Consider the following 16,899-nt stretch of genomic DNA (forward strand, 5'->3'; position numbering starts at 1 on the left):
GCTGGTGGTGCGTGCCCACCTATCGTTTGCGGTCCTCAAGCTCGGCATTGAAGAGCCGCAGCCGGTGGGTGAGGTTGTCGCTGTCTGTCACGCTGTCGAAATTCTCAAACAGAAAGGACAGGGCCTCGCCTTCGTCGAGGCCAGCCTCCTGAGAGAATTTTCGCAACCGGCGGTAGCCGTCTTCGGTCATGGCGACCGGCAGGCGGCGTGTGAGGCGAAAGCGTTTTGGCATGGTCTCTCCTCCGATTGCGGCACACCGAAACGTGTCCGGAGCGCCAGTCTGTTATGTCGGCCCCGATGTCAGATAACCGGGGGCAGGTCACGGAGCCCCCTATGACAATAAGGGGCTCCGATCTTCTTAAATCGCGGCTCAGAACTGGTCTGCGGCCAGCGCCATAACGGTGTCGCCACCGGTCTGGATACGGCTGAGATGCAATGCAGTCGCAGGCAGTTGGCGTGCCATGTAATAGCGCCCGGTCGCGATTTTTGTCTCGTAGAACGCGGCGTCAGAAGACCCGGCGTCAAGCTCAGCCTGCGCAGCCTTTGCCATCTCGGCCCACATCAGGCCGAGGCAGACATGGCCGAACATGTGCATGAAGTCATAAGAGCCGGAGAGTGCGTTGTTCGGGTTGGTCATGCCGTTTTGCATGAAATACATGCCAGCGGCCTGCAGATCCTTCGACGCAGCTTTCAGAGGTTCAATGAACTCCTTGCTGTAAGCCTCGGAGATATCGCCGTTTTCCTTGCAGAAGCCTTTGACCATCTCAAAGAACGCCATGACATGCTTGCCGCCGTCCTGCGCCAGCTTACGGCCAACCAGATCCAGAGCCTGAACGCCGTTGGCGCCCTCATAGATCATCGCGATCCGCGCATCGCGGGTGTACTGCGACATACCCCATTCTTCAATATAGCCGTGGCCACCATAGATCTGCTGGGCCTGAACGGTCATGTCATAGCCCTGATCGGTGAGGAAACCTTTGATCACCGGGGTGAGCAGCGAGATCAGCCCGTCGGCGTCCTTGTCCTCGGCGCGGTGCGCCTGGTCGATCATCTTTGCCCCCCAGAGGATAAAGGCGCGCGCGCCTTCGGCAAAGCTTTTCTGATCCATCAGGTTGCGGCGAATGTCCGGGTGAACGATCAGCGGGTCTGCCGGGCCATCCGGGTTCTTCACGCCGGTGACATCGCGCCCCTGAAGACGATCCTTGGCGTATTCCAATGCGTTCTGATAAGCGGCCTCGGCCTGGGCCAGACCCTGCATGCCAACACCGAGACGGGCCTCGTTCATCATGGTGAACATGGCGCGCATGCCCTTGTGCTCGGTGCCGAGCAGGTAACCGGTGGCGCTGTCATAGTTCATCACACAGGTTGAGTTGCCGTGGATGCCCATTTTCTCTTCGATCTTACCGACCGACACGCCGTTACGGTCGCCGAGTGAGCCGTCTTCCTTGACGATGAACTTCGGGACGATGAACAGCGAGACGCCCTTGATTCCGTCGGGGCCGCCGGGGATCTTGGCCAACACCAGATGGATGATGTTGTCGGCCATGTCGTGATCACCGGAGGAGATGAAGATCTTCTGACCGGTGATTTTATAGCTGCCGTCGTCCTGTGGCTCGGCCTTGGTGCGCATCAGACCCAGATCGGTGCCGCAATGCGGTTCGGTCAGGTTCATGGTGCCGGTCCATTCGCAGGAGACCATCTTCGGCAGGTAGGTGTCTTTCTGCGCGTCGGTGCCATGGGCGAGGATGGCGGAGGCGGCCCCATGGGTCAGGCCCTGATACATGGTGAAGGCCTGGTTCGCGGCAGAGAACATCTCTCCCACGGCGGTGCCCATGATATAGGGCATGTTCTGGCCACCGTATTGCTCCGGCATGTCGAGACCGGTCCAGCCGCCTTCCTTCACTTGCTCAAACGCGGCTTTGAACCCGGTGGGGGTATAGACCACGCCGTTTTCCAAGCGGCAGCCCTCGGTGTCACCTACGGTGTTCAGCGGGTGCAGCACTTCGCTTGAGATCTTGCCGGCCTCTTCCAGAACGGCGTTGGTGAAATCGGCGTCCAGCTCGTCGTAGCCGGGGATGGCCTTTTCAGAGATCTTCAGAACATTGTGCAGAATGAACTGGGTGTCTTTGATCGGGGCGGTATAACTGGGCATCGCGGTCCTCGCTGTGGTTCTGCGGTGTCTGTCTGGATCGCCTCTCCCGCAATCGGGACAGGCAAGCATGGGGCCGGGATCTATTCCGCGGCTTCTTGTTTGGCGGTCATTGAGGCGATCACGCGATCCCCCCAACGCAGTTGCTCTTTCAAGTCGTCAATCGCCTCGTTCAGCTCATCGCGTTGGCGCTCCATATCGGCGAGACGCTCGCAGGCGATGTCATAGGTACGGGTCAGCTGTGTCAGCTGCTGGTCGCCCATATGATAGAGGTTCAGAAGTTGCCGGATTTCCTCGAGGCTGAAGCCAAACCGCTTGCCACGCAGGATCAGCTTCAGCCGGGCCTGGTCGCGTTTGGTGAAGAGGCGTTTCTGACCCTCGCGGATTGGAAACAACAGCTCTTTGGCTTCGTAAAACCGCAATGTGCGCGGCGTTACGCCGAACTCATCGCACATCTGGCGGATGGTCTTGGTTTCATCGGTCATCGTCGTAACTCATAACTGCTGGGTTGTGAGACTAAGGTGAGCAGCTTGCCCGGCGTTTACAACAGTTAGTTGACGTTGACGTAAGTTGAACGCTGCGTCACTTTTTGAGGTGACGTAGGATCCGGTAGAGTGACGCAGCGTTATCTCGTTTGTGTCGCAACGGTTTGCCCTGTGAAATAGGGGTGTTTTGAAGTTTTACGGGCATAATATGCGCGGATTTTGCGTCTATTATGTTCGATTAATTGGACTGAAGTCGCCGCGCTGCGATCGCAAAAATCGTGGGGTGATTTGGGTGGAATCACAAAACGCCCCACCAAACTGGCGGGGCGTTTCGGGTGGTGAGCCGATGATAAGTTCCCCCACAGGGGCAACGGTCAGGCGTCTTGCGACAGCAGGCTCAGCGTCGTGGCGCGCAGGTCGTGAAGCTCCTGCAGGGCCTCGTCCAGCTGCTCGCGCTGCTTGCGCAGCTCCCCCATCTGGCGGTCGGCCATTTCGACAAACGCGCGGTTTTGCGCCTCATCGCCCTCATTCTCATAGATCAGCAGCCATTGGCGGATCTCTTCCAGCTGAAAGCCGAACTTACGTCCACGCATGATCAGCTTCATCCGGGCGCGCTCACGGGCGCCATAAAAGCGGGATCGACCTTCACGGTCGGGCTGCAACAATTCGATGTACTCATAGTAGCGAAGCGTGCGCGGGGTCACGTCGAATTCGCTGCACATCTCCTTGAATGACAATTTCTGTTCGGTCATTCTCAATTCTCCCTTACCCGCAAACTAAGCGCAACCGACAGGGGGTTCAACCGCTGGGCTTGCTCTTCGGCCAAGGTATGGCTGATAAAGAGGAAATCAAAACAACGGGGGGCCTCATGGTCGACAAGACGCGATTTGCGCGACAGTTCATAGAAGCCATTCCTCACGCGCAGGAGCTGGGGATGAGGCTGACGGAACTGGGGGAGGGCACCGCCGAGATTATCATGCCCTATGATGAGAAGCTGATTGGGGATCCGGAAACTGGGGTTATTCATGGGGGGGCTGTATCGGCGCTGATGGATACCTGTTGCGGCGCTGCGGTGATGTGCCATCCTTCGGGACCAGGGGGGACTGCAACCATTGATCTGCGCATTGATTACATGCGCGCGGCAACTCCCGGACAGCGGATCCTGACCCGTGCCACCTGTCATCACATGACCCGCAATGTCGCCTTTGTGCGCGCCACCGCCATGGACGAGGACGAGGCAAACCCGGTCGCGACCGCTGTTGGCGCCTTTACAGTGGAGAGCAAGTTTTGAGCCGCCCCCGTCCCGAACCCGTCCAAGTGGTGAAACAGCGGCGCGATGCAGCGCTCGCCGCCCTTGTGGCGTCCGTGCCCTATGCGCGCTTTCTCAACATCACATTTGACCGCCGCGGGGATGAGCTGACGGCCCAGTTGAATTTTGACCACAAACTGATTGGGAACCCATTTCTGCCTGCCATTCACGGGGGCGTGACAGCCGCGTTTCTGGAGATGACAGCAGTCATGACCCTGACCTGGGCTAACCTCTGGGAGCGCATCGAAAGCGGCAGTCTTGATGTTGAGGAATTGGCCGCTGGTAAGCTGCCGCGCCAGCCCAAGACCATTGATTTCACTGTGGACTACCTGCGGTCTGGCCTGCCGAGGGATGCCTACGCACGGGCCACGGTGTCGCGGTCTGGTCGCCGCTATGCCTCTGTCCATGTAGCGGCTTGGCAGGATCACCGGGACAAGCTCTTTGCCCAGGCAACGGGTCACTTTCTGATGCCGCAGGAGGCGGCCACGCACTCCTCGACCTCGCCGGAATTTGTGGCGGATGCTGCGCCGGGCGATAAGGCTTAGGCACAGATGACAAGCGTCGCCGCCGAAGGGGCCAAGCCGATCACCCATAAGCGCGTGTTGAAAATCGCGCTGCCGATCGTGCTGTCAAATGCCACCGTCCCGATCCTGGGCGCGGTGGATACCGGCGTGGTTGGCCAGATGGGGCAGGCGGCGCCAATTGGCGCGGTTGGCATCGGGGCGGTCATTTTGGCGACGATCTACTGGATCTTCGGATTTCTGCGGATGGGCACCACAGGGCTCGCTGCGCAGGCGCGGGGTGCTGGCGACTGGGCCGAGACAGGCGCGCTGCTGACCCGGGGCATCCTACTGGCTTTCGCTGCGGGCGCCATGTTCATCGCCGGACAGGCCGCTGTGTTCTGGGGCGCCTTTGCGCTGGCGCCAGCCAGTGCCGAGGTCGAAGGGCTGGCGCGGGCCTATCTGGAAATCCGGATTTGGGGCGCGCCCGCGACCATCGCGCTTTATGCGGTGACCGGCTGGTTGATCGCGGTGGAGCGGACGCGCGGGGTCTTTGTGCTCCAGATCTGGATGAATGGCCTCAATATCCTTCTGGATCTGTGGTTTGTGCTGAGCCTTGGCTGGGGCGTTGAGGGTGTCGCCGCCGCGACCCTTATTGCGGAGTGGAGCGGTCTTGCGCTGGGGCTTTGGCTGTGTCGCGATGCCTTTGCGGGGCGTCAGTGGCGCAACTGGGCGCGGGTCTTTGATCCGGTTCGGCTCAAGCGTATGATGCAGGTGAATGGCGACATCATGATCCGCTCCGTCTTGCTGACCGGATCTTTCACCACCTTCCTGTTCATTGGGGCCGATCTGGGCGATGTCACGCTGGCGGCCAATCAGGTGTTGCTGCAATTTGTTGAAATCACCGCCTTCGCGCTAGACGGCTTTGCCTTCTCCGCAGAGGCGCTGGTCGGCAGCGCTGTGGGGGCCAAGGCGCGGATGCAGCTGCGGCGCGCGGCGGTTGTAGCCAGCCAATGGGGCGTTGGCGGCGCAATTGCGCTGGGGCTGCTCTTCTGGCTTGGCGGTGGGTGGCTGATTGACGTGATGTCCACGTCTGAGGAGGTGCGCGCGGCGGGACGTGATTATTTGATCTGGGCGGCCATCCTGCCGCTGATCAGCGTCGCCAGCTATATGTTTGACGGCATTTACATCGGCGCCACCTGGACCCGCGATATGCGGATCGCGATGATGCAATCAGTGGCAATCTACGCCGTTGCGCTTGTTCTTCTGGTGCCAACACTGGGCAACCACGGGCTTTGGGCGGCGCTGATGGTGCTGAATTTGGCGCGCGGCACCACGCTTGGTCTGCGCTATCCACGACTGGAGGCGCAGGTCGGCAGCTAGCGCGGCGGACTTTTCTCGAAATACTCGGGAGTGGTCAGAGGAGCGCAGTGAGACCCTCGGTTGGACGACCGATAATTGCGGTCTCCTCGGTGATTGCGATGGGACGCTCAATCAGGATCGGGTGGGCCGCCATCGCTGTAATCAGGCGCGTGTCGTCATCGGCCGTGCTGAGGGTCAGCTCTTTGAAGATCTTCTCACCCTTGCGCATCATATCGATTGCGCGAACACCAAGCTTTGCCTGAACCGCAGTCAGCTCAGCCTCTGACGGGGCATCTTTGAGATAAAGCCGCACAGTCACCGTCGCGCCGCGTTCTTCCAGCAGGGCCAGACCCGCACGGGATTTGGAGCAGCGCGGGTTGTGCCAATATGTGATCATAGCCAGTCTCCTCTTTTACTGCCAACGGCCTCAGCGACGTTGGAGAACCCGTCTCCCGCCAGCAGCTGATCCAGCCCCCGCGCGATGTCACCGGCCAGCGACAGCCCCGCATAGACCATGGCCGTATAGAATTGCACCGCCGTGGCGCCGGCGCAGATTTTGGCATAGGCCTGCTCCGGGGTGGAGATGCCACCGACCCCGACCAGCGGCACACGACTGTCGAGCAGCTCAGACAGCTGCGCCAGAACGCGGGTGGATTTCTCAAACAGTGGCGCTCCAGACAGTCCGCCCGCTTCGCCGCGATGGGCGCTGTTCAGCCCTGTCCGCTCAAGCGTGGTGTTGGTGGCAATCACCGCATCAATCCCGGTTTCAACAACGACTTCGGCGATATCTTCGATCCCGGCGCGATCAAGGTCCGGGGCGATTTTCAGGAATACAGGCACCCGCCGATCCAACCCGTCGCGGGTCTCGATCACGCCGTTGAGCAGGGCCGAGAGCGCCGCCTTGCCCTGAAGGTCGCGCAGTTTTTCGGTGTTGGGAGAGGAGACATTGACCGTGGCGAAATCCAGATGCGCGCCGCAATGGGCCAGCACTTTAGCAAAATCTGCCGCGCGGTCGCTGCTGTCCTTGTTGGCGCCAAGGTTGAGGCCGATCACAGCATCCTTTGGGCGGGCCGCGAGGCGCTGGCCGATCACGGCCATCCCCTCATTGTTGAAGCCGAACCGGTTGATCGCGGCCTGATCTTCGGTCAGGCGGAACAGGCGGGGCTTGGGGTTGCCGGGTTGGGGCCGGGGGGTGGCGGCGCCTACTTCAATGAACCCGAAACCGGCCTGGCTCAGCGGGCGCAGCGCCTCGGCGTTTTTGTCGAACCCTGCAGCCAACCCAACCGGGTTGGGCAGATCAAGGCCCGCGATCCGCGTCGTAAGCCGCGCAGATGTGACCGGGCCAGGCGTCGGCGTCAGACCCATTTTCAGGGCCTTGATCGACAGGCTATGGGCAGCCTCTGGATCACAGCGGTGCAGCGCCGCAAGGGCGAGACGTTCGGTCAGGCTCACGCCATGTCCTCCGGGAATTGATGGGTGCCATCAACCAGCGGCAGCGGCTTGGCCCAGAGCACGTCCTCCATGGTCATCTTGCGATAGAGATGCGGGAACTCGGCCCCACCGCGCGAGACCTCCCAGCGCAGGTCATCGCCAAGGTGATCGGCCTCTACCGCGATCAGCCAAAGTCCGTCAGCCCCTGCGAAATGTTTGGCCGCTGTTTCCTGCGATTGGCTGGCGGTGGAGAAATGAATGTAGCCATCGCTGAGGTCGATCGGGGCGCCGAGGGTCTCGCCCTCTGTCTGCAGGTTGGTCCATTCGTCGGTGCGGAAGATTTTATAGATCAGCATGGCGCGGTGATGCCCTGCGTGTCCGGCTGAATCAAGGCCGAATATGGTGCCTGTTGACGCAAGGGCAGTGGGGTGGTGGATTTTTCCCCTTTGACTGCGCCCGCGTTTCCCCGCACCATTCGCCCAATAGAACAATAAGGGAGTATGTTTTCATGATGACGCGTTTTTTGACGTCTGTTGCCGCGCTTGGCCTGACGGCGGGGGTCGCCGCAGCGGATTACAAGCTGACCATTCTGCACACCAATGACTTCCACTCGCGGTTTGAGCCGATCAGCAAATATGACAGCGGCTGCCGCGAAGGTGACAATGCCGAAGGCAAGTGCTTTGGTGGATCCGCGCGTCTGGTGACCGCGCTTGCAGATGCGCGCGCGCGCAGCAACAACAGCATTCTTGTGGATGGGGGCGACCAGTTTCAGGGGTCGCTTTATTATACCTACTACAAGGGCAAAGTTGCCGCCGAGATGATGAACAAGCTGGGCTATGACGGTATGACCGTTGGCAACCATGAGTTCGACGATGGGCCTGAGGTGCTGCGCGGCTTTATGGACTCTGTTCAGTTCCCGGTTCTGATGTCCAATGCGGATGTCAGCGGTGAGCCGACACTGGCGGATGTACTGAAGAAATCCACCGTGATCGAGCGCGGCGGTGAGAAGATTGGCCTCATTGGTCTCACCCCTGAAGATACGCCTGATCTGGCGAGCCCGGGCAAGAACATCACCTTTACCAATCCGGTAGATGCGGTGCAGGGCGAGGTCGACAGGCTGACTGCCGAGGGCGTGAACAAGATCATCGTGCTCAGCCATTCGGGCTATGCTGTGGACCAGCGGGTTGCGGCCGGCACTACAGGTGTCGATGTGATCGTCGGCGGTCACAGCAATACGTATCTCTCCAACACCTCGGACAAGGCGGCAGGCCCTTATCCGACCACAGTGAATGACGTGGCCATCGTGCAGGCCTATGCCTATGGCAAGTTCCTGGGCGAACTGAACGTGACCTTTGACGATGCCGGGAATGTCATTGAGGCGGTGGGTGAGCCGCTGATTATGGACGGCACCGTTACGGAGGACGAAGGCACCGTTGCTCGTATCGCTGAGCTGGCCAAACCGCTGGATGAGATTCGCAACAAGGTTGTTGCAGAGAGCGCAGAAGCGGTTGACGGCGACCGCAACAATTGCCGCGTTCAGGAATGTCAGATGGGCAATCTGGTGGCCGATGCCATGCTTGACCGGGTGAAGGATCAGGGCGTCAGCATCGCCATCGCCAACTCTGGCGGGATCCGCGCCAGCCTGGAACCCGGTGAGGTCACCATGGGCGAGGTCCTGACGGTGCTGCCGTTCCAGAACACGCTCTCGACCTTTGAAATCACCGGTGAGGAGGTGATTGCCGCGCTGGAGAACGGGGTAAGTCAGGTTGAAGAGATCAAGGGCCGCTTCCCGCAGGTCGCTGGTCTGAAGTTCACCTGGGATCCCAAGGTTGCCCCTAATGAGGGCCGCATTCAGGATGTCATGGTTGGCGAAGGTGACAGTTTCGCACCGATTGATCCGGCCAAGACCTATGTGGTCGTCACCAACAACTACGTTCGCAATGGCGGCGACGGCTACAAGGTCTTCGCGGGTGACGACAAGAACGCCTATGACTTCGGCCCGGATCTGGCTGACGTGATGGCAGAATATCTGGTCGAAAATTCGCCCTATAAACCCTACACCGACGGCCGCATCAGCCAGAAGTGAGTGACGGCAGCGGCTGCGCTGCTTATTAAAGTAAACCGGACCGCGCCATATATCTGGCGCGGTCTTTGTTTTTTGCCTTTGTTGGGGCATAAGACGGTTATGGACCACCCGCTGATTGACCTTATCAATGCCCGCATCGAGAAGGCGGAGGCCGATGGCGCTTTTGACAATTTGTCAGGGGCAGGCAAGCCGCTGCGCCAAGTCGATGATCCGGAGAACGCGCTGGTCAATCGCTTGGTTCAGGAGACTGGCGGGGTGCCGGAATTTGTCAGCCTGTCCCGGACACTGGCCGATCTGCGACAGCAGCTGATCGATACAGGCGACCGGACAAGGCGTCAGGACATCATGAAAGAGATGTCGATGCTTGAGGCCCGTATCGATCTGGCACGTAAGGCATATGGAAAATAACGCCCCATCGGTGGATGTTTGCTGGTAGGGGCCGGTCGGGTCATCCCGTCGTTCGTAACGTGCCGATATTATTCAGCCCCTTGGGCGTTATGGGAGTTTAGTCAGTCGTCTTTCAGCGGGGCTGCCGGGGCACGGTGCGGTGCGCGGCGCAAACGGTCGCCGACCTGCGTAGCCTTCGTCAGCAGCGTGGTCATCTGCACCTGCTCGGCGGGGCTGAGGCCGGTCAGAATATCGGCCTGCAATTCCTCAACTATCGGTAGGGCGCGGCGCAGCAGAGAATGCCCGCTGTCGGTCAACGTGACCACCCGAGCGCGCCGATCCGTCGTTGAGACATCGCGCTGGATCAGCGCTTTGGCTTCCAGCCGGTCGATCACCTTGCCAAGCGTCGCCCGATCATAGGCTATGCGGGCGGCAATCGTGGCCTGATCTACGCCGGGTTCATGGGCCACCGCTTCGATGGCGGCAAACTGAACCGGGGTCAGGTCGATGTCATTGCGCGCCATATGGTCCGCAAACAGCGCTACAGAAATTTGGTGCAATCGCCGGATCAGATGGCCCGGGAACTGCAAGGTATCTACCGGTGGCTCTGACATGTCCTACCTCCCGTTGGACAAAAGGATCCCATGCACATCCGACAGGGCCGGGTGCGGTGGAACAATAGATAGAATTTCAAACGAATCTTCGAGCCATAATAAAATGTTTACAGGGCGAAGGGAATGCGACTTTTCCTTACGTCCGTGGCGCTGTAGATCATCGGATATGGCCATTCGTTTTACATCGCTATCCGATATCCTCGATCAGGACTACGATTGTGTCATTGACGTGCGGAGTCCCGCCGAATTCGCCGAGGATCACTGGCCCGGTGCCATCAACCTGCCGGTTCTGGACAATGAAGAACGCGCCGAAGTCGGAACGATCTACGTTCAGCAAAGCCCGTTTTTGGCGCGCAAAGTGGGTGCGGCCAAAGTGTTTCGCAATGCCGCTGATCATGTCGAGCAAAGCCTCAGCCATCACCCCGGCTCCTGGCGGCCACTGGTCTATTGCTGGCGGGGTGGTCAGCGCTCGGGCAGCTTTACCTGGTTGCTGCAACAGATCGGTTGGCGCGCGGACGTGGTTGAGGGCGGCTATCAAAGCTACCGCCGTCTGGTGAATGACTATCTCTATAATACCGAACTGCCGCATCGTTTTGTGGCGCTTGATGGCTATACTGGCACCGCGAAAACCGACATTCTGAAACGGGTTCAGTCCCTTGGTGGGCAGGTTTTGGATCTGGAAGGGCTGGCGCATCATCGCGGCTCACTGCTGGGCGATCACCCGACGCCGCAGCCGAGCCAGAAGGCGTTTGAGTCTGAAATAGCTGGCCAGTTGGCGCGGATGACACCGGATCGCCCTGTACTGGTGGAGGCAGAATCCAGCAAGATTGGTGCGCGGATCATTCCGCCGCGACTGTGGTCCGGAATGAAACGCGCCCCGCGGATTGAGATTGAGGCTTCCATTGCTGCGCGCTGCCGCTACCTGTTGGCGGGGTACGACGACATCCTGTCCAACGGGGATATGCTGCGCGTCCGGTTGGATGGGTTGCGGGCGCATCGCTCCAACGCTGTGGTCGATGGCTGGTTGCAGTTGATTGATGCAGGCGACAAACCAGCGCTGACCGAGGCGTTGATGGTGCAGCATTACGATCCGGCTTATGAGGCTGCGCGCCGGAGCATTGGTGCCGATGTTGTCGTGACACTTCGGGCCGGGGATCTTGGGGAGGCTGATCTGGATCGGCTGGCCGCAGATCTGCTTGGTGAACTTGATCAGTTGTCGCTCGGATAACCTCCCGTGCCGGAGGTCTGCAACGCTACACCCACCTTAGACGAGGGTAATCGCGCCTGCCGTATCTGACATATGGCCGATGATGGTGGCATTCGGGGCATGGGTGCGCAGTTGCGGCAACAGGGCTTCTGCCTGCCTCACGGGGAGCGCAGCCAGCAGGCCACCGGCCGTTTGCGGATCAAACAACAGATCCTGCACACCACCGGTGGAAATCTCCGGCAACTGGGCGGCGTTTTCCGCAAACAGAGAGGACCGGATCCCCCGCGCCGACAGGGCAGCGGCACCGGGCAGATAGGGCATCGCATCAAGACGAAGCTCAGCGCCGAGCTTGGATGCCTCGCGTATTCCAAGGAGATGCCCCAGCAGCCCGAACCCGGTCACATCCGTCATCGCATGGGCACGGCACAGCAGCTCAGCAGCCTGGCCTTGCGGCTGGCTCATGGAGGTCAAAGCCCCCGCCACGACCGCCCCATCAGCAGCCCCGGTCATTTCAGCGGCCATGATCACACCGGTGCCAAGCGGTTTGGTCAGGATCAGCGCATCTCCGGGCTGCGCCCCGGCCAGGGTGATGGGCTGTCTGTGACAGAGCCCGGTGACACTAAACCCGATGGTCAGCTCATCCCCGACAGAGGTGTGGCCTCCAACGATATCGGCCCCCGCGTCGCGGATGATCTCACCGGCGGCGACCATGATTTCATGCAGGGTCCGGGCCTGCAGCTCCGGTGACAGTTTTGGCAGGATCAGATTGGCGGTGGCGGCCTGCGGGGCGGCGCCCATGGCCCAGATATCGCCAAGCGCATGCACCGCCGCGATCCGCGCCATCACAACAGGGTCCGCAGTAAAAGCCCGCAGGTGATCGGTGCTGAGAACCTGTTGCTGCCCTCCAGTCATCAACAGCGCTGCATCATCACCGGGCAGGGGCGTGATATCCGCGCGCCGCACCTCTGGCGCTGAACTGAGCGTGGCCTTCAGCGCGCGGGCGCCAACCTTCGCGCCGCAGCCACCGCACATTGGCTTTTCTCCAAGTACCTCGGGCAGGTCATGGGTGTGTTCCGGGGGCAAAGCCGGGGTTTCCATCTGCGGAAGGTCGCGGAACTGCGCCATGAAGGTCTGATCAATGTGGTCTTTCCACCGCCAGATCCAACTGCCGGAGAAGGTCAGGCCGAAGCGTTCGCCAACGGCACTCTTGTCGCCCATGGAGATCAGTTTCAGATAGTCCTTTTGCGGTTGATACTGGCGCAGCGGATCCTTGGTCAGGCTGGCACGCAGATTGTGAAAAAGCACCGGCGCCTGACGCACTGCGTAGACCCCGGCCTTGGGGTGTGGATCCGTGCTGAAATGGGCGCAGTCGCCGCTGGCAAAGACATCTGTCTGGCTGGTTTGCAGGGCGCGGTCCACGCGGACAAAACCATGGTGCAGGTCCAGACCGCTATTGGAAATCCAGGCATACGGGCGCGCGCCCGCCGCGCCTGTTGTGAAATCGGAGTGGATGGCCCGACCATCATCCAGCACCACATGGGCGGCTTCAATCTGTGTGATCGTAGCCTGCTCAATCACGGTAACACCCAAATCATGCAGCGCTTTTCGCAGCTGGGCCTGAGCTTTGCTGCCTGCGTCATCAAGGATGGTGCCACGGTCAATCAGCGTGGCCTGGGCCAGTCGCCTGCGGGCGCGCAGGGCATGGGCCATGGCGAGGATCAGTTCCACCCCGGCCACGCCACCGCCGATCACCGCAACATGGGCCGGGCCATCTCCCTCCAGATATGTAGCCCAGCTGGCGGCAAAGCGGCCCAGCGGCTTGGCCGGGATCGCGTGGTCCATGAAACCGGCCATGTCCGGCATCGCGGACGTGATGCCGAGATTGATCGCTGCAACGTCGTAGGCAATAGGCGGGCGGCCCGCGACATGTACCTGCCGGGCGGTCGTATCGATGTGTTCCGCAGCCCCGAGAATAAGCCGCGCCCCTGCAAAGCGCGCCAGCTTAACCAGATCAATGTCCAGCGCGCCCCGATCATAGTGCCCGGCGACGAAGCCGGGCAGCATCCCGGAGTAGGGCGCGGTGGGGCCGGGGTTGATCACGGTCAAACGCGCGCCTGCCAGGGGGCGCATTCCCCATTTGCGCAGCACCAGCGCATGCGTGTGCCCGCCGCCGATCAATACCACGTCTTTGGTCAGGGGGAGGGGGGCTGCATGCATTGTTGTCGTCCACCGGTCTGCGCAGGGTCACCCGGACAGGTTGGGTCCCGGATGAAAGACCCCCGCCGAAAGGGGCGGGGGGTGTTTGGTCAGACCTCAGGCCCGATCACCTCGTTCTCGGGCTTCTTATGGGTCGCCCAGATTTTGTCCTCGCCTGCGTCCGGCAGGCTGTCCGGGGTGTCATGGCGGTGGATATGCACCTTGGCAATGAAATTTGCCGTGATCGGGGCGGTCAGGAACAGGAACAGCGTAATCATCAGCTCATGCACGGACAGGTGGTGCTCATAAACCGCTGCATGGGTCATTGAGGCCAACAGCACACCGCCGACGCCCAGCGTTGTTGCCTTCGTTGGCGCATGCAGCCGCGACATGCGGTCGTTGAGTTTCAGCAGGCCAAAGGAGCCGACGATACCGAACACCCCGCCGATCACGAGAAACCCGGCAATGACGATGTCAAAGAATTGGTCCATGGTCTCTCCTCACTCGATGATATTGCCGCGCAGGATGAACCGCGCATAGGCCACAGTGGAGACAAATCCCAGCATGGCGATGATCATTGCCGCCTCAAAGAAGATCTCAGTCCCAAGCGCCAAGCCGTAAAGCACCATCAGCGCGATCGCGTTGATGAACATGGTGTCCAGAGCAAGGATCCGGTCAGCAACATCCTCGGCCGAGACGACCTTCCAGAGGTTCATCAGCAGCGACAATGCAAAGCAGACGAACGCAAAAATTGCAGCAGTTTCGATCATTCGAAGATCTCCTTCAGGCGACGTTCGTAGCGGTCTTTGATGTCGTCGCGCACCGCCTCCGGATCGGGCGCATCCAGGCAATGCACAAGCAGCGCATGGCCCTCGGCCGAAAGGTCCGCCGACACGGTGCCCGGGGTCATGGTGATTGTTGCGGCCAATACCGTGATTGCCTCAGGTGTGCGCAGCTCCAGCGGCACAGTCACCCAATTGGGGTGACGGCGGGAATTGGGTTTGAACAGCACGATCTTGGCGACCACCAGATTGGCAACCACAATATCGTAAAGCACGATGAGGACATAGCCGATGATCTTCATCGGGCCTTTCATCTTCAGCTGTTGCGGCCAGTAGGGCTGCGTCAGGAAGGGGATCAAAACCCCCAGCATGAAGCCAAAGACCAAGGAGTTCAGAGACCAGCCGTTGACCAGCAGCAGCCAGGTCACAGTCAGAACCAGCGTTAGGATCGGGTGCGGCAGTATGCGGCGCATCAGCTTCATTTTGAGCCCCCCCCGAGGACGGTTTCGATATAGGCGATTGGCGTGAACAGCTGGGCCGCGGTTGCATCGGCATAACGCGTCATCGGCCCGGCAAAGACGGTGAGCATTACAAGTGCGGTCATCAGGGCAAAGCAGACCACCAGCGGCAGGACCGGTGCCGCCGCAGGGGCTGCGGTTGCCTCGCCGTCAAACAGGTCGTCACTGTCAGCCTCTGTGTCTGCGTCACTGTCGCTGTCTGGCAAACCATGGCTTTTCCAGAAGATCAGCGTGCCAGCACGGGCCAGGCCGATGATCGTCACCAGAGAGCCGATCAGGATTACCGCCCAGATCCACCAGACCAGATCATGATCGCGGGCGGCGTCCATCACCAGCAGCTTGCCAATGAAGCCGGAGAGCGGCGGCATCCCCGCCAGCGCAATCGCAGCAACAAAGAACATCACAGACAGAAGACCGCTCTGCGGCATCAACCGCATCGCCGCAACCGCGCCGCCCTGACGTTCCATCACCTGATCGGCTATCAGGAACATCAGTGCTGTCGCTAGCGTCGAATGGACAATGTAGTAGAGCGCCGCGCCGGTGGCAGCAGGGGTAAACAGCGCGATGGAAATCAGCAGAGTCCCCATCGATGTGATCGCGCCAAAGGCCACCAGCCGTCCGATCTCGCGGGAGCCGAGGACACCGACAGCCCCCACCGCAAGCGTCAACAGCGCCGCAGGCAGCAGCCAGTCGCCAACCAACCCTTCGGTGATTGCGACGTCCGGGCCAAAAATCAGGGTATAGACGCGCAGGATCGAATAGGCGCCGACCTTTGTCATGATCGCAAACAGGGCAGCAACAGGCAGGGGCGCATGGCTGTAGGAGGCCGGCAACCAGAAATGCAGCGGCAGAACCGCAGCCTTGATCGCAAAAACCAGGAGCAGCATCACTGCGCCCACTCTAAGAAGCGCGGTTTCTTCGGCGGACATCTCGGCCACACGGACCGCCAGATCCGCCATGTTCAGCGTGCCGGTGACGGCGTAGATGGTGCCTAGGGCAAACAGAAACAGGGTGGAGCCCAAGAGATTATAGACCACATATTGCACACCGGCCTGAAACCGTTTGGCACCGCCTGCGTGGATCATCAGCCCGTAGGACGCAATCAGCAGCACCTCGAAGAACACAAACAGGTTGAAGGCATCCCCGGTCATGAAGGCCCCCAGAATGCCCATGATCTGGAACTGAAACAACGCGTGGAAATTAGCACCACGAGAGTCCCAACCGGTGCCAATTGCATAAAGCACCACCGCCAGCGCCAGCACCGAGGTGAGGACGATCATCATCGCCGACAACCGATCCAGCACAAGCACGATCCCAAAGGGGGCCGGCCAGTCGCCCAATTCATAGACCTGCACGGTGCCATCCGCCGCTTGCGCGGCCAGCGCCAGCGTCAGGCACAGCACCAGTACGCTGCTGGCAACGGAAAAGATCCGTTGCAGGTCCAGATGGTAGCGCAGCACCATGATAATGAAGGGTGCGACAAGGGCCGGCAGGACAATCGGCGCAATCACAAGGTGGTTCATGCGTCTTCTCCTGCTTTCGCATCGTCGTCGCTGAGGTTGATCCGGTCATCCTGCGACGACAGATAGGCCCCAAGCGCGATCATCACGACAACGGCAGTCATGCCAAAGGAGATCACGATCGCGGTGAGCACCAGCGCCTGCGGCAGTGGATCGGTATAGGGCACCTCTTCGTATTTGTTGAGGATCGCTGGCGCGTTGGTCATCAGGCGTCCGGTGGCAAACAGGAACACGTTCACCGCATAGGACACCAGCGACAGCCCAAGAATAACGGGAAAGCTGCGACGGCGCAGGATCAGGTAGATGCCGGCCGCGGTCAGAACGCCCACGGCCGAAGCGACTAGAATTTCCAT

The 16,899-nt window shown here is 60.4% G+C and carries 20 protein-coding genes; 6 read left to right on the forward strand and 14 right to left on the reverse strand.

The features are described 5' to 3' along the window. Positions 1 to 19: 19 nt before the first annotated feature. The 4 genes from D1820_RS02065 to D1820_RS02080 all read right to left on the reverse strand — a co-directional run bounded on the left by D1820_RS02065 (position 20) and on the right by D1820_RS02080 (position 3,386). On the reverse strand, positions 20 to 232 hold the full coding sequence (locus tag D1820_RS02065; RefSeq protein ID WP_014874334.1) for a hypothetical protein: 213 nt from the start codon (positions 230 to 232) through the stop codon (positions 20 to 22). Between the two features lie 138 nt (positions 233 to 370). After that, a complete protein-coding gene (locus tag D1820_RS02070; RefSeq protein WP_118067707.1) occupies positions 371 to 2,152 on the reverse strand; it encodes an acyl-CoA dehydrogenase C-terminal domain-containing protein in 1,782 nt (593 codons plus the stop codon). Between the two features lie 80 nt (positions 2,153 to 2,232). Beyond that, positions 2,233 to 2,634, reverse strand: coding sequence for a MerR family DNA-binding transcriptional regulator (locus D1820_RS02075; RefSeq protein WP_014874336.1), 402 nt, complete (start codon positions 2,632 to 2,634; stop codon positions 2,233 to 2,235). Positions 2,635 to 3,008: 374 nt separating this feature from the next. Beyond that, on the reverse strand, positions 3,009 to 3,386 hold the full coding sequence (locus D1820_RS02080; RefSeq protein ID WP_024097600.1) for a MerR family DNA-binding transcriptional regulator: 378 nt from the start codon (positions 3,384 to 3,386) through the stop codon (positions 3,009 to 3,011). Between the two features lie 116 nt (positions 3,387 to 3,502). Here D1820_RS02080 and D1820_RS02085 point away from each other — a divergent pair, with 116 nt between their 5' ends. Genes D1820_RS02085 through D1820_RS02095 form a run of 3 tightly spaced genes read left to right on the forward strand, consistent with a single transcriptional unit; the run spans position 3,503 to position 5,826 of the window. Then, a complete protein-coding gene (locus D1820_RS02085; protein WP_040178706.1) occupies positions 3,503 to 3,925 on the forward strand; it encodes a PaaI family thioesterase in 423 nt (140 codons plus the stop codon). After that, the gene (locus D1820_RS02090) at positions 3,922 to 4,488 is read left to right on the forward strand and encodes a PaaI family thioesterase (protein ID WP_118067708.1); all 567 of its coding nucleotides are present in this window, start codon (positions 3,922 to 3,924) and stop codon (positions 4,486 to 4,488) included. Before D1820_RS02085 ends, D1820_RS02090 begins: the two co-directional genes overlap by 4 nt. Before the next feature lie 6 nt (positions 4,489 to 4,494). Next, positions 4,495 to 5,826, forward strand: a complete 1,332-nt coding sequence (locus D1820_RS02095; RefSeq protein WP_118067709.1) for an MATE family efflux transporter — start codon at positions 4,495 to 4,497, stop codon at positions 5,824 to 5,826. Positions 5,827 to 5,860: 34 nt separating this feature from the next. Here the strand turns inward: D1820_RS02095 and arsC are convergent, their stop codons facing one another. From arsC to D1820_RS02110, 3 genes are read right to left on the reverse strand one after another with little or no spacing between them, the layout of a single operon-like run. Continuing rightward, on the reverse strand, positions 5,861 to 6,202 hold the full coding sequence (gene arsC / locus D1820_RS02100; RefSeq protein ID WP_118067710.1) for an arsenate reductase (glutaredoxin): 342 nt from the start codon (positions 6,200 to 6,202) through the stop codon (positions 5,861 to 5,863). Beyond that, positions 6,199 to 7,257, reverse strand: coding sequence for a quinone-dependent dihydroorotate dehydrogenase (locus tag D1820_RS02105; protein ID WP_118067711.1), 1,059 nt, complete (start codon positions 7,255 to 7,257; stop codon positions 6,199 to 6,201). Before D1820_RS02105 ends, arsC begins: the two co-directional genes overlap by 4 nt. Continuing rightward, entirely contained in the window at positions 7,254 to 7,592 is a 339-nt protein-coding gene (locus D1820_RS02110; RefSeq protein ID WP_118067712.1) for a DUF952 domain-containing protein, read from the reverse strand. Before D1820_RS02110 ends, D1820_RS02105 begins: the two co-directional genes overlap by 4 nt. A 152-nt stretch (positions 7,593 to 7,744) precedes the next feature. Between D1820_RS02110 and D1820_RS02115 the strand changes: the two genes are divergently transcribed. Then, a complete protein-coding gene (locus D1820_RS02115) occupies positions 7,745 to 9,322 on the forward strand; it encodes a bifunctional UDP-sugar hydrolase/5'-nucleotidase (RefSeq protein WP_118067713.1) in 1,578 nt (525 codons plus the stop codon). Positions 9,323 to 9,421: 99 nt separating this feature from the next. Beyond that, a complete protein-coding gene (locus tag D1820_RS02120; RefSeq protein WP_118067714.1) occupies positions 9,422 to 9,730 on the forward strand; it encodes a DUF1992 domain-containing protein in 309 nt (102 codons plus the stop codon). A 101-nt stretch (positions 9,731 to 9,831) separates the two neighbouring features. Here D1820_RS02120 and D1820_RS02125 read toward each other — a convergent pair whose 3' ends face one another. Beyond that, a complete protein-coding gene (locus D1820_RS02125; protein WP_096871091.1) occupies positions 9,832 to 10,323 on the reverse strand; it encodes a MarR family winged helix-turn-helix transcriptional regulator in 492 nt (163 codons plus the stop codon). 166 nt (positions 10,324 to 10,489) lie between these two features. Here D1820_RS02125 and mnmH point away from each other — a divergent pair, with 166 nt between their 5' ends. Next, positions 10,490 to 11,551 (forward strand): tRNA 2-selenouridine(34) synthase MnmH, encoded by a 1,062-nt coding sequence (gene mnmH, locus D1820_RS02130; protein WP_118067715.1) that lies wholly within the window; start codon positions 10,490 to 10,492, stop codon positions 11,549 to 11,551. 36 nt (positions 11,552 to 11,587) lie between these two features. Here the strand turns inward: mnmH and selD are convergent, their stop codons facing one another. From selD to D1820_RS02160, 6 genes are all read right to left on the reverse strand, one after another. Then, complete coding sequence (selD, locus tag D1820_RS02135) at positions 11,588 to 13,747, reverse strand: selenide, water dikinase SelD (RefSeq protein ID WP_118067716.1); 2,160 nt, start codon at positions 13,745 to 13,747, stop codon at positions 11,588 to 11,590. Positions 13,748 to 13,836: 89 nt separating this feature from the next. After that, positions 13,837 to 14,217: a Na+/H+ antiporter subunit G gene (locus D1820_RS02140; protein ID WP_040173140.1), complete on the reverse strand. Its 381-nt coding sequence runs from the start codon at positions 14,215 to 14,217 to the stop codon at positions 13,837 to 13,839. 9 nt (positions 14,218 to 14,226) lie between these two features. Then, on the reverse strand, positions 14,227 to 14,496 hold the full coding sequence (locus D1820_RS02145) for a K+/H+ antiporter subunit F (protein WP_014874349.1): 270 nt from the start codon (positions 14,494 to 14,496) through the stop codon (positions 14,227 to 14,229). Beyond that, positions 14,493 to 14,990: a Na+/H+ antiporter subunit E gene (locus tag D1820_RS02150; RefSeq protein WP_014879732.1), complete on the reverse strand. Its 498-nt coding sequence runs from the start codon at positions 14,988 to 14,990 to the stop codon at positions 14,493 to 14,495. Before D1820_RS02150 ends, D1820_RS02145 begins: the two co-directional genes overlap by 4 nt. Next, positions 14,987 to 16,549, reverse strand: coding sequence for a monovalent cation/H+ antiporter subunit D (locus D1820_RS02155; RefSeq protein ID WP_118067717.1), 1,563 nt, complete (start codon positions 16,547 to 16,549; stop codon positions 14,987 to 14,989). Before D1820_RS02155 ends, D1820_RS02150 begins: the two co-directional genes overlap by 4 nt. Then, positions 16,546 to 16,899 (reverse strand): Na+/H+ antiporter subunit C, encoded by a 354-nt coding sequence (locus D1820_RS02160; protein WP_102897153.1) that lies wholly within the window; start codon positions 16,897 to 16,899, stop codon positions 16,546 to 16,548. Before D1820_RS02160 ends, D1820_RS02155 begins: the two co-directional genes overlap by 4 nt.

The organism is Phaeobacter sp. LSS9, from assembly GCF_003443595.1.
In the GTDB taxonomy this organism is placed as follows: Bacteria; Pseudomonadota; Alphaproteobacteria; order Rhodobacterales; family Rhodobacteraceae; genus Phaeobacter; species Phaeobacter piscinae.

What these genes read in the sequence shown, in the direction of transcription:
- D1820_RS02065 (WP_014874334.1), bottom strand. Translation starts at nt 232, where the DNA reads ATGCCAAAACGCTTTCGCCTCACACGCCGCCTGCCGGTCGCCATGACC.
- D1820_RS02070 (WP_118067707.1), bottom strand. Translation starts at nt 2,152, where the DNA reads ATGCCCAGTTATACCGCCCCGATCAAAGACACCCAGTTCATTCTGCAC.
- D1820_RS02075 (WP_014874336.1), bottom strand. Translation starts at nt 2,634, where the DNA reads ATGACCGATGAAACCAAGACCATCCGCCAGATGTGCGATGAGTTCGGC.
- D1820_RS02080 (WP_024097600.1), bottom strand. Translation starts at nt 3,386, where the DNA reads ATGACCGAACAGAAATTGTCATTCAAGGAGATGTGCAGCGAATTCGAC.
- D1820_RS02085 (WP_040178706.1), top strand. Translation starts at nt 3,503, where the DNA reads ATGGTCGACAAGACGCGATTTGCGCGACAGTTCATAGAAGCCATTCCT.
- D1820_RS02095 (WP_118067709.1), top strand. Translation starts at nt 4,495, where the DNA reads ATGACAAGCGTCGCCGCCGAAGGGGCCAAGCCGATCACCCATAAGCGC.
- arsC (WP_118067710.1), bottom strand. Translation starts at nt 6,202, where the DNA reads ATGATCACATATTGGCACAACCCGCGCTGCTCCAAATCCCGTGCGGGT.
- D1820_RS02110 (WP_118067712.1), bottom strand. Translation starts at nt 7,592, where the DNA reads ATGCTGATCTATAAAATCTTCCGCACCGACGAATGGACCAACCTGCAG.
- D1820_RS02115 (WP_118067713.1), top strand. Translation starts at nt 7,745, where the DNA reads ATGATGACGCGTTTTTTGACGTCTGTTGCCGCGCTTGGCCTGACGGCG.
- D1820_RS02120 (WP_118067714.1), top strand. Translation starts at nt 9,422, where the DNA reads ATGGACCACCCGCTGATTGACCTTATCAATGCCCGCATCGAGAAGGCG.
- D1820_RS02125 (WP_096871091.1), bottom strand. Translation starts at nt 10,323, where the DNA reads ATGTCAGAGCCACCGGTAGATACCTTGCAGTTCCCGGGCCATCTGATC.
- mnmH (WP_118067715.1), top strand. Translation starts at nt 10,490, where the DNA reads ATGGCCATTCGTTTTACATCGCTATCCGATATCCTCGATCAGGACTAC.
- selD (WP_118067716.1), bottom strand. Translation starts at nt 13,747, where the DNA reads ATGCATGCAGCCCCCCTCCCCCTGACCAAAGACGTGGTATTGATCGGC.
- D1820_RS02140 (WP_040173140.1), bottom strand. Translation starts at nt 14,217, where the DNA reads ATGGACCAATTCTTTGACATCGTCATTGCCGGGTTTCTCGTGATCGGC.
- D1820_RS02145 (WP_014874349.1), bottom strand. Translation starts at nt 14,496, where the DNA reads ATGATCGAAACTGCTGCAATTTTTGCGTTCGTCTGCTTTGCATTGTCG.
- D1820_RS02150 (WP_014879732.1), bottom strand. Translation starts at nt 14,990, where the DNA reads ATGAAGCTGATGCGCCGCATACTGCCGCACCCGATCCTAACGCTGGTT.
- D1820_RS02155 (WP_118067717.1), bottom strand. Translation starts at nt 16,549, where the DNA reads ATGAACCACCTTGTGATTGCGCCGATTGTCCTGCCGGCCCTTGTCGCA.
- D1820_RS02160 (WP_102897153.1), bottom strand. Translation starts at nt 16,899, where the DNA reads ATGGAAATTCTAGTCGCTTCGGCCGTGGGCGTTCTGACCGCGGCCGGC.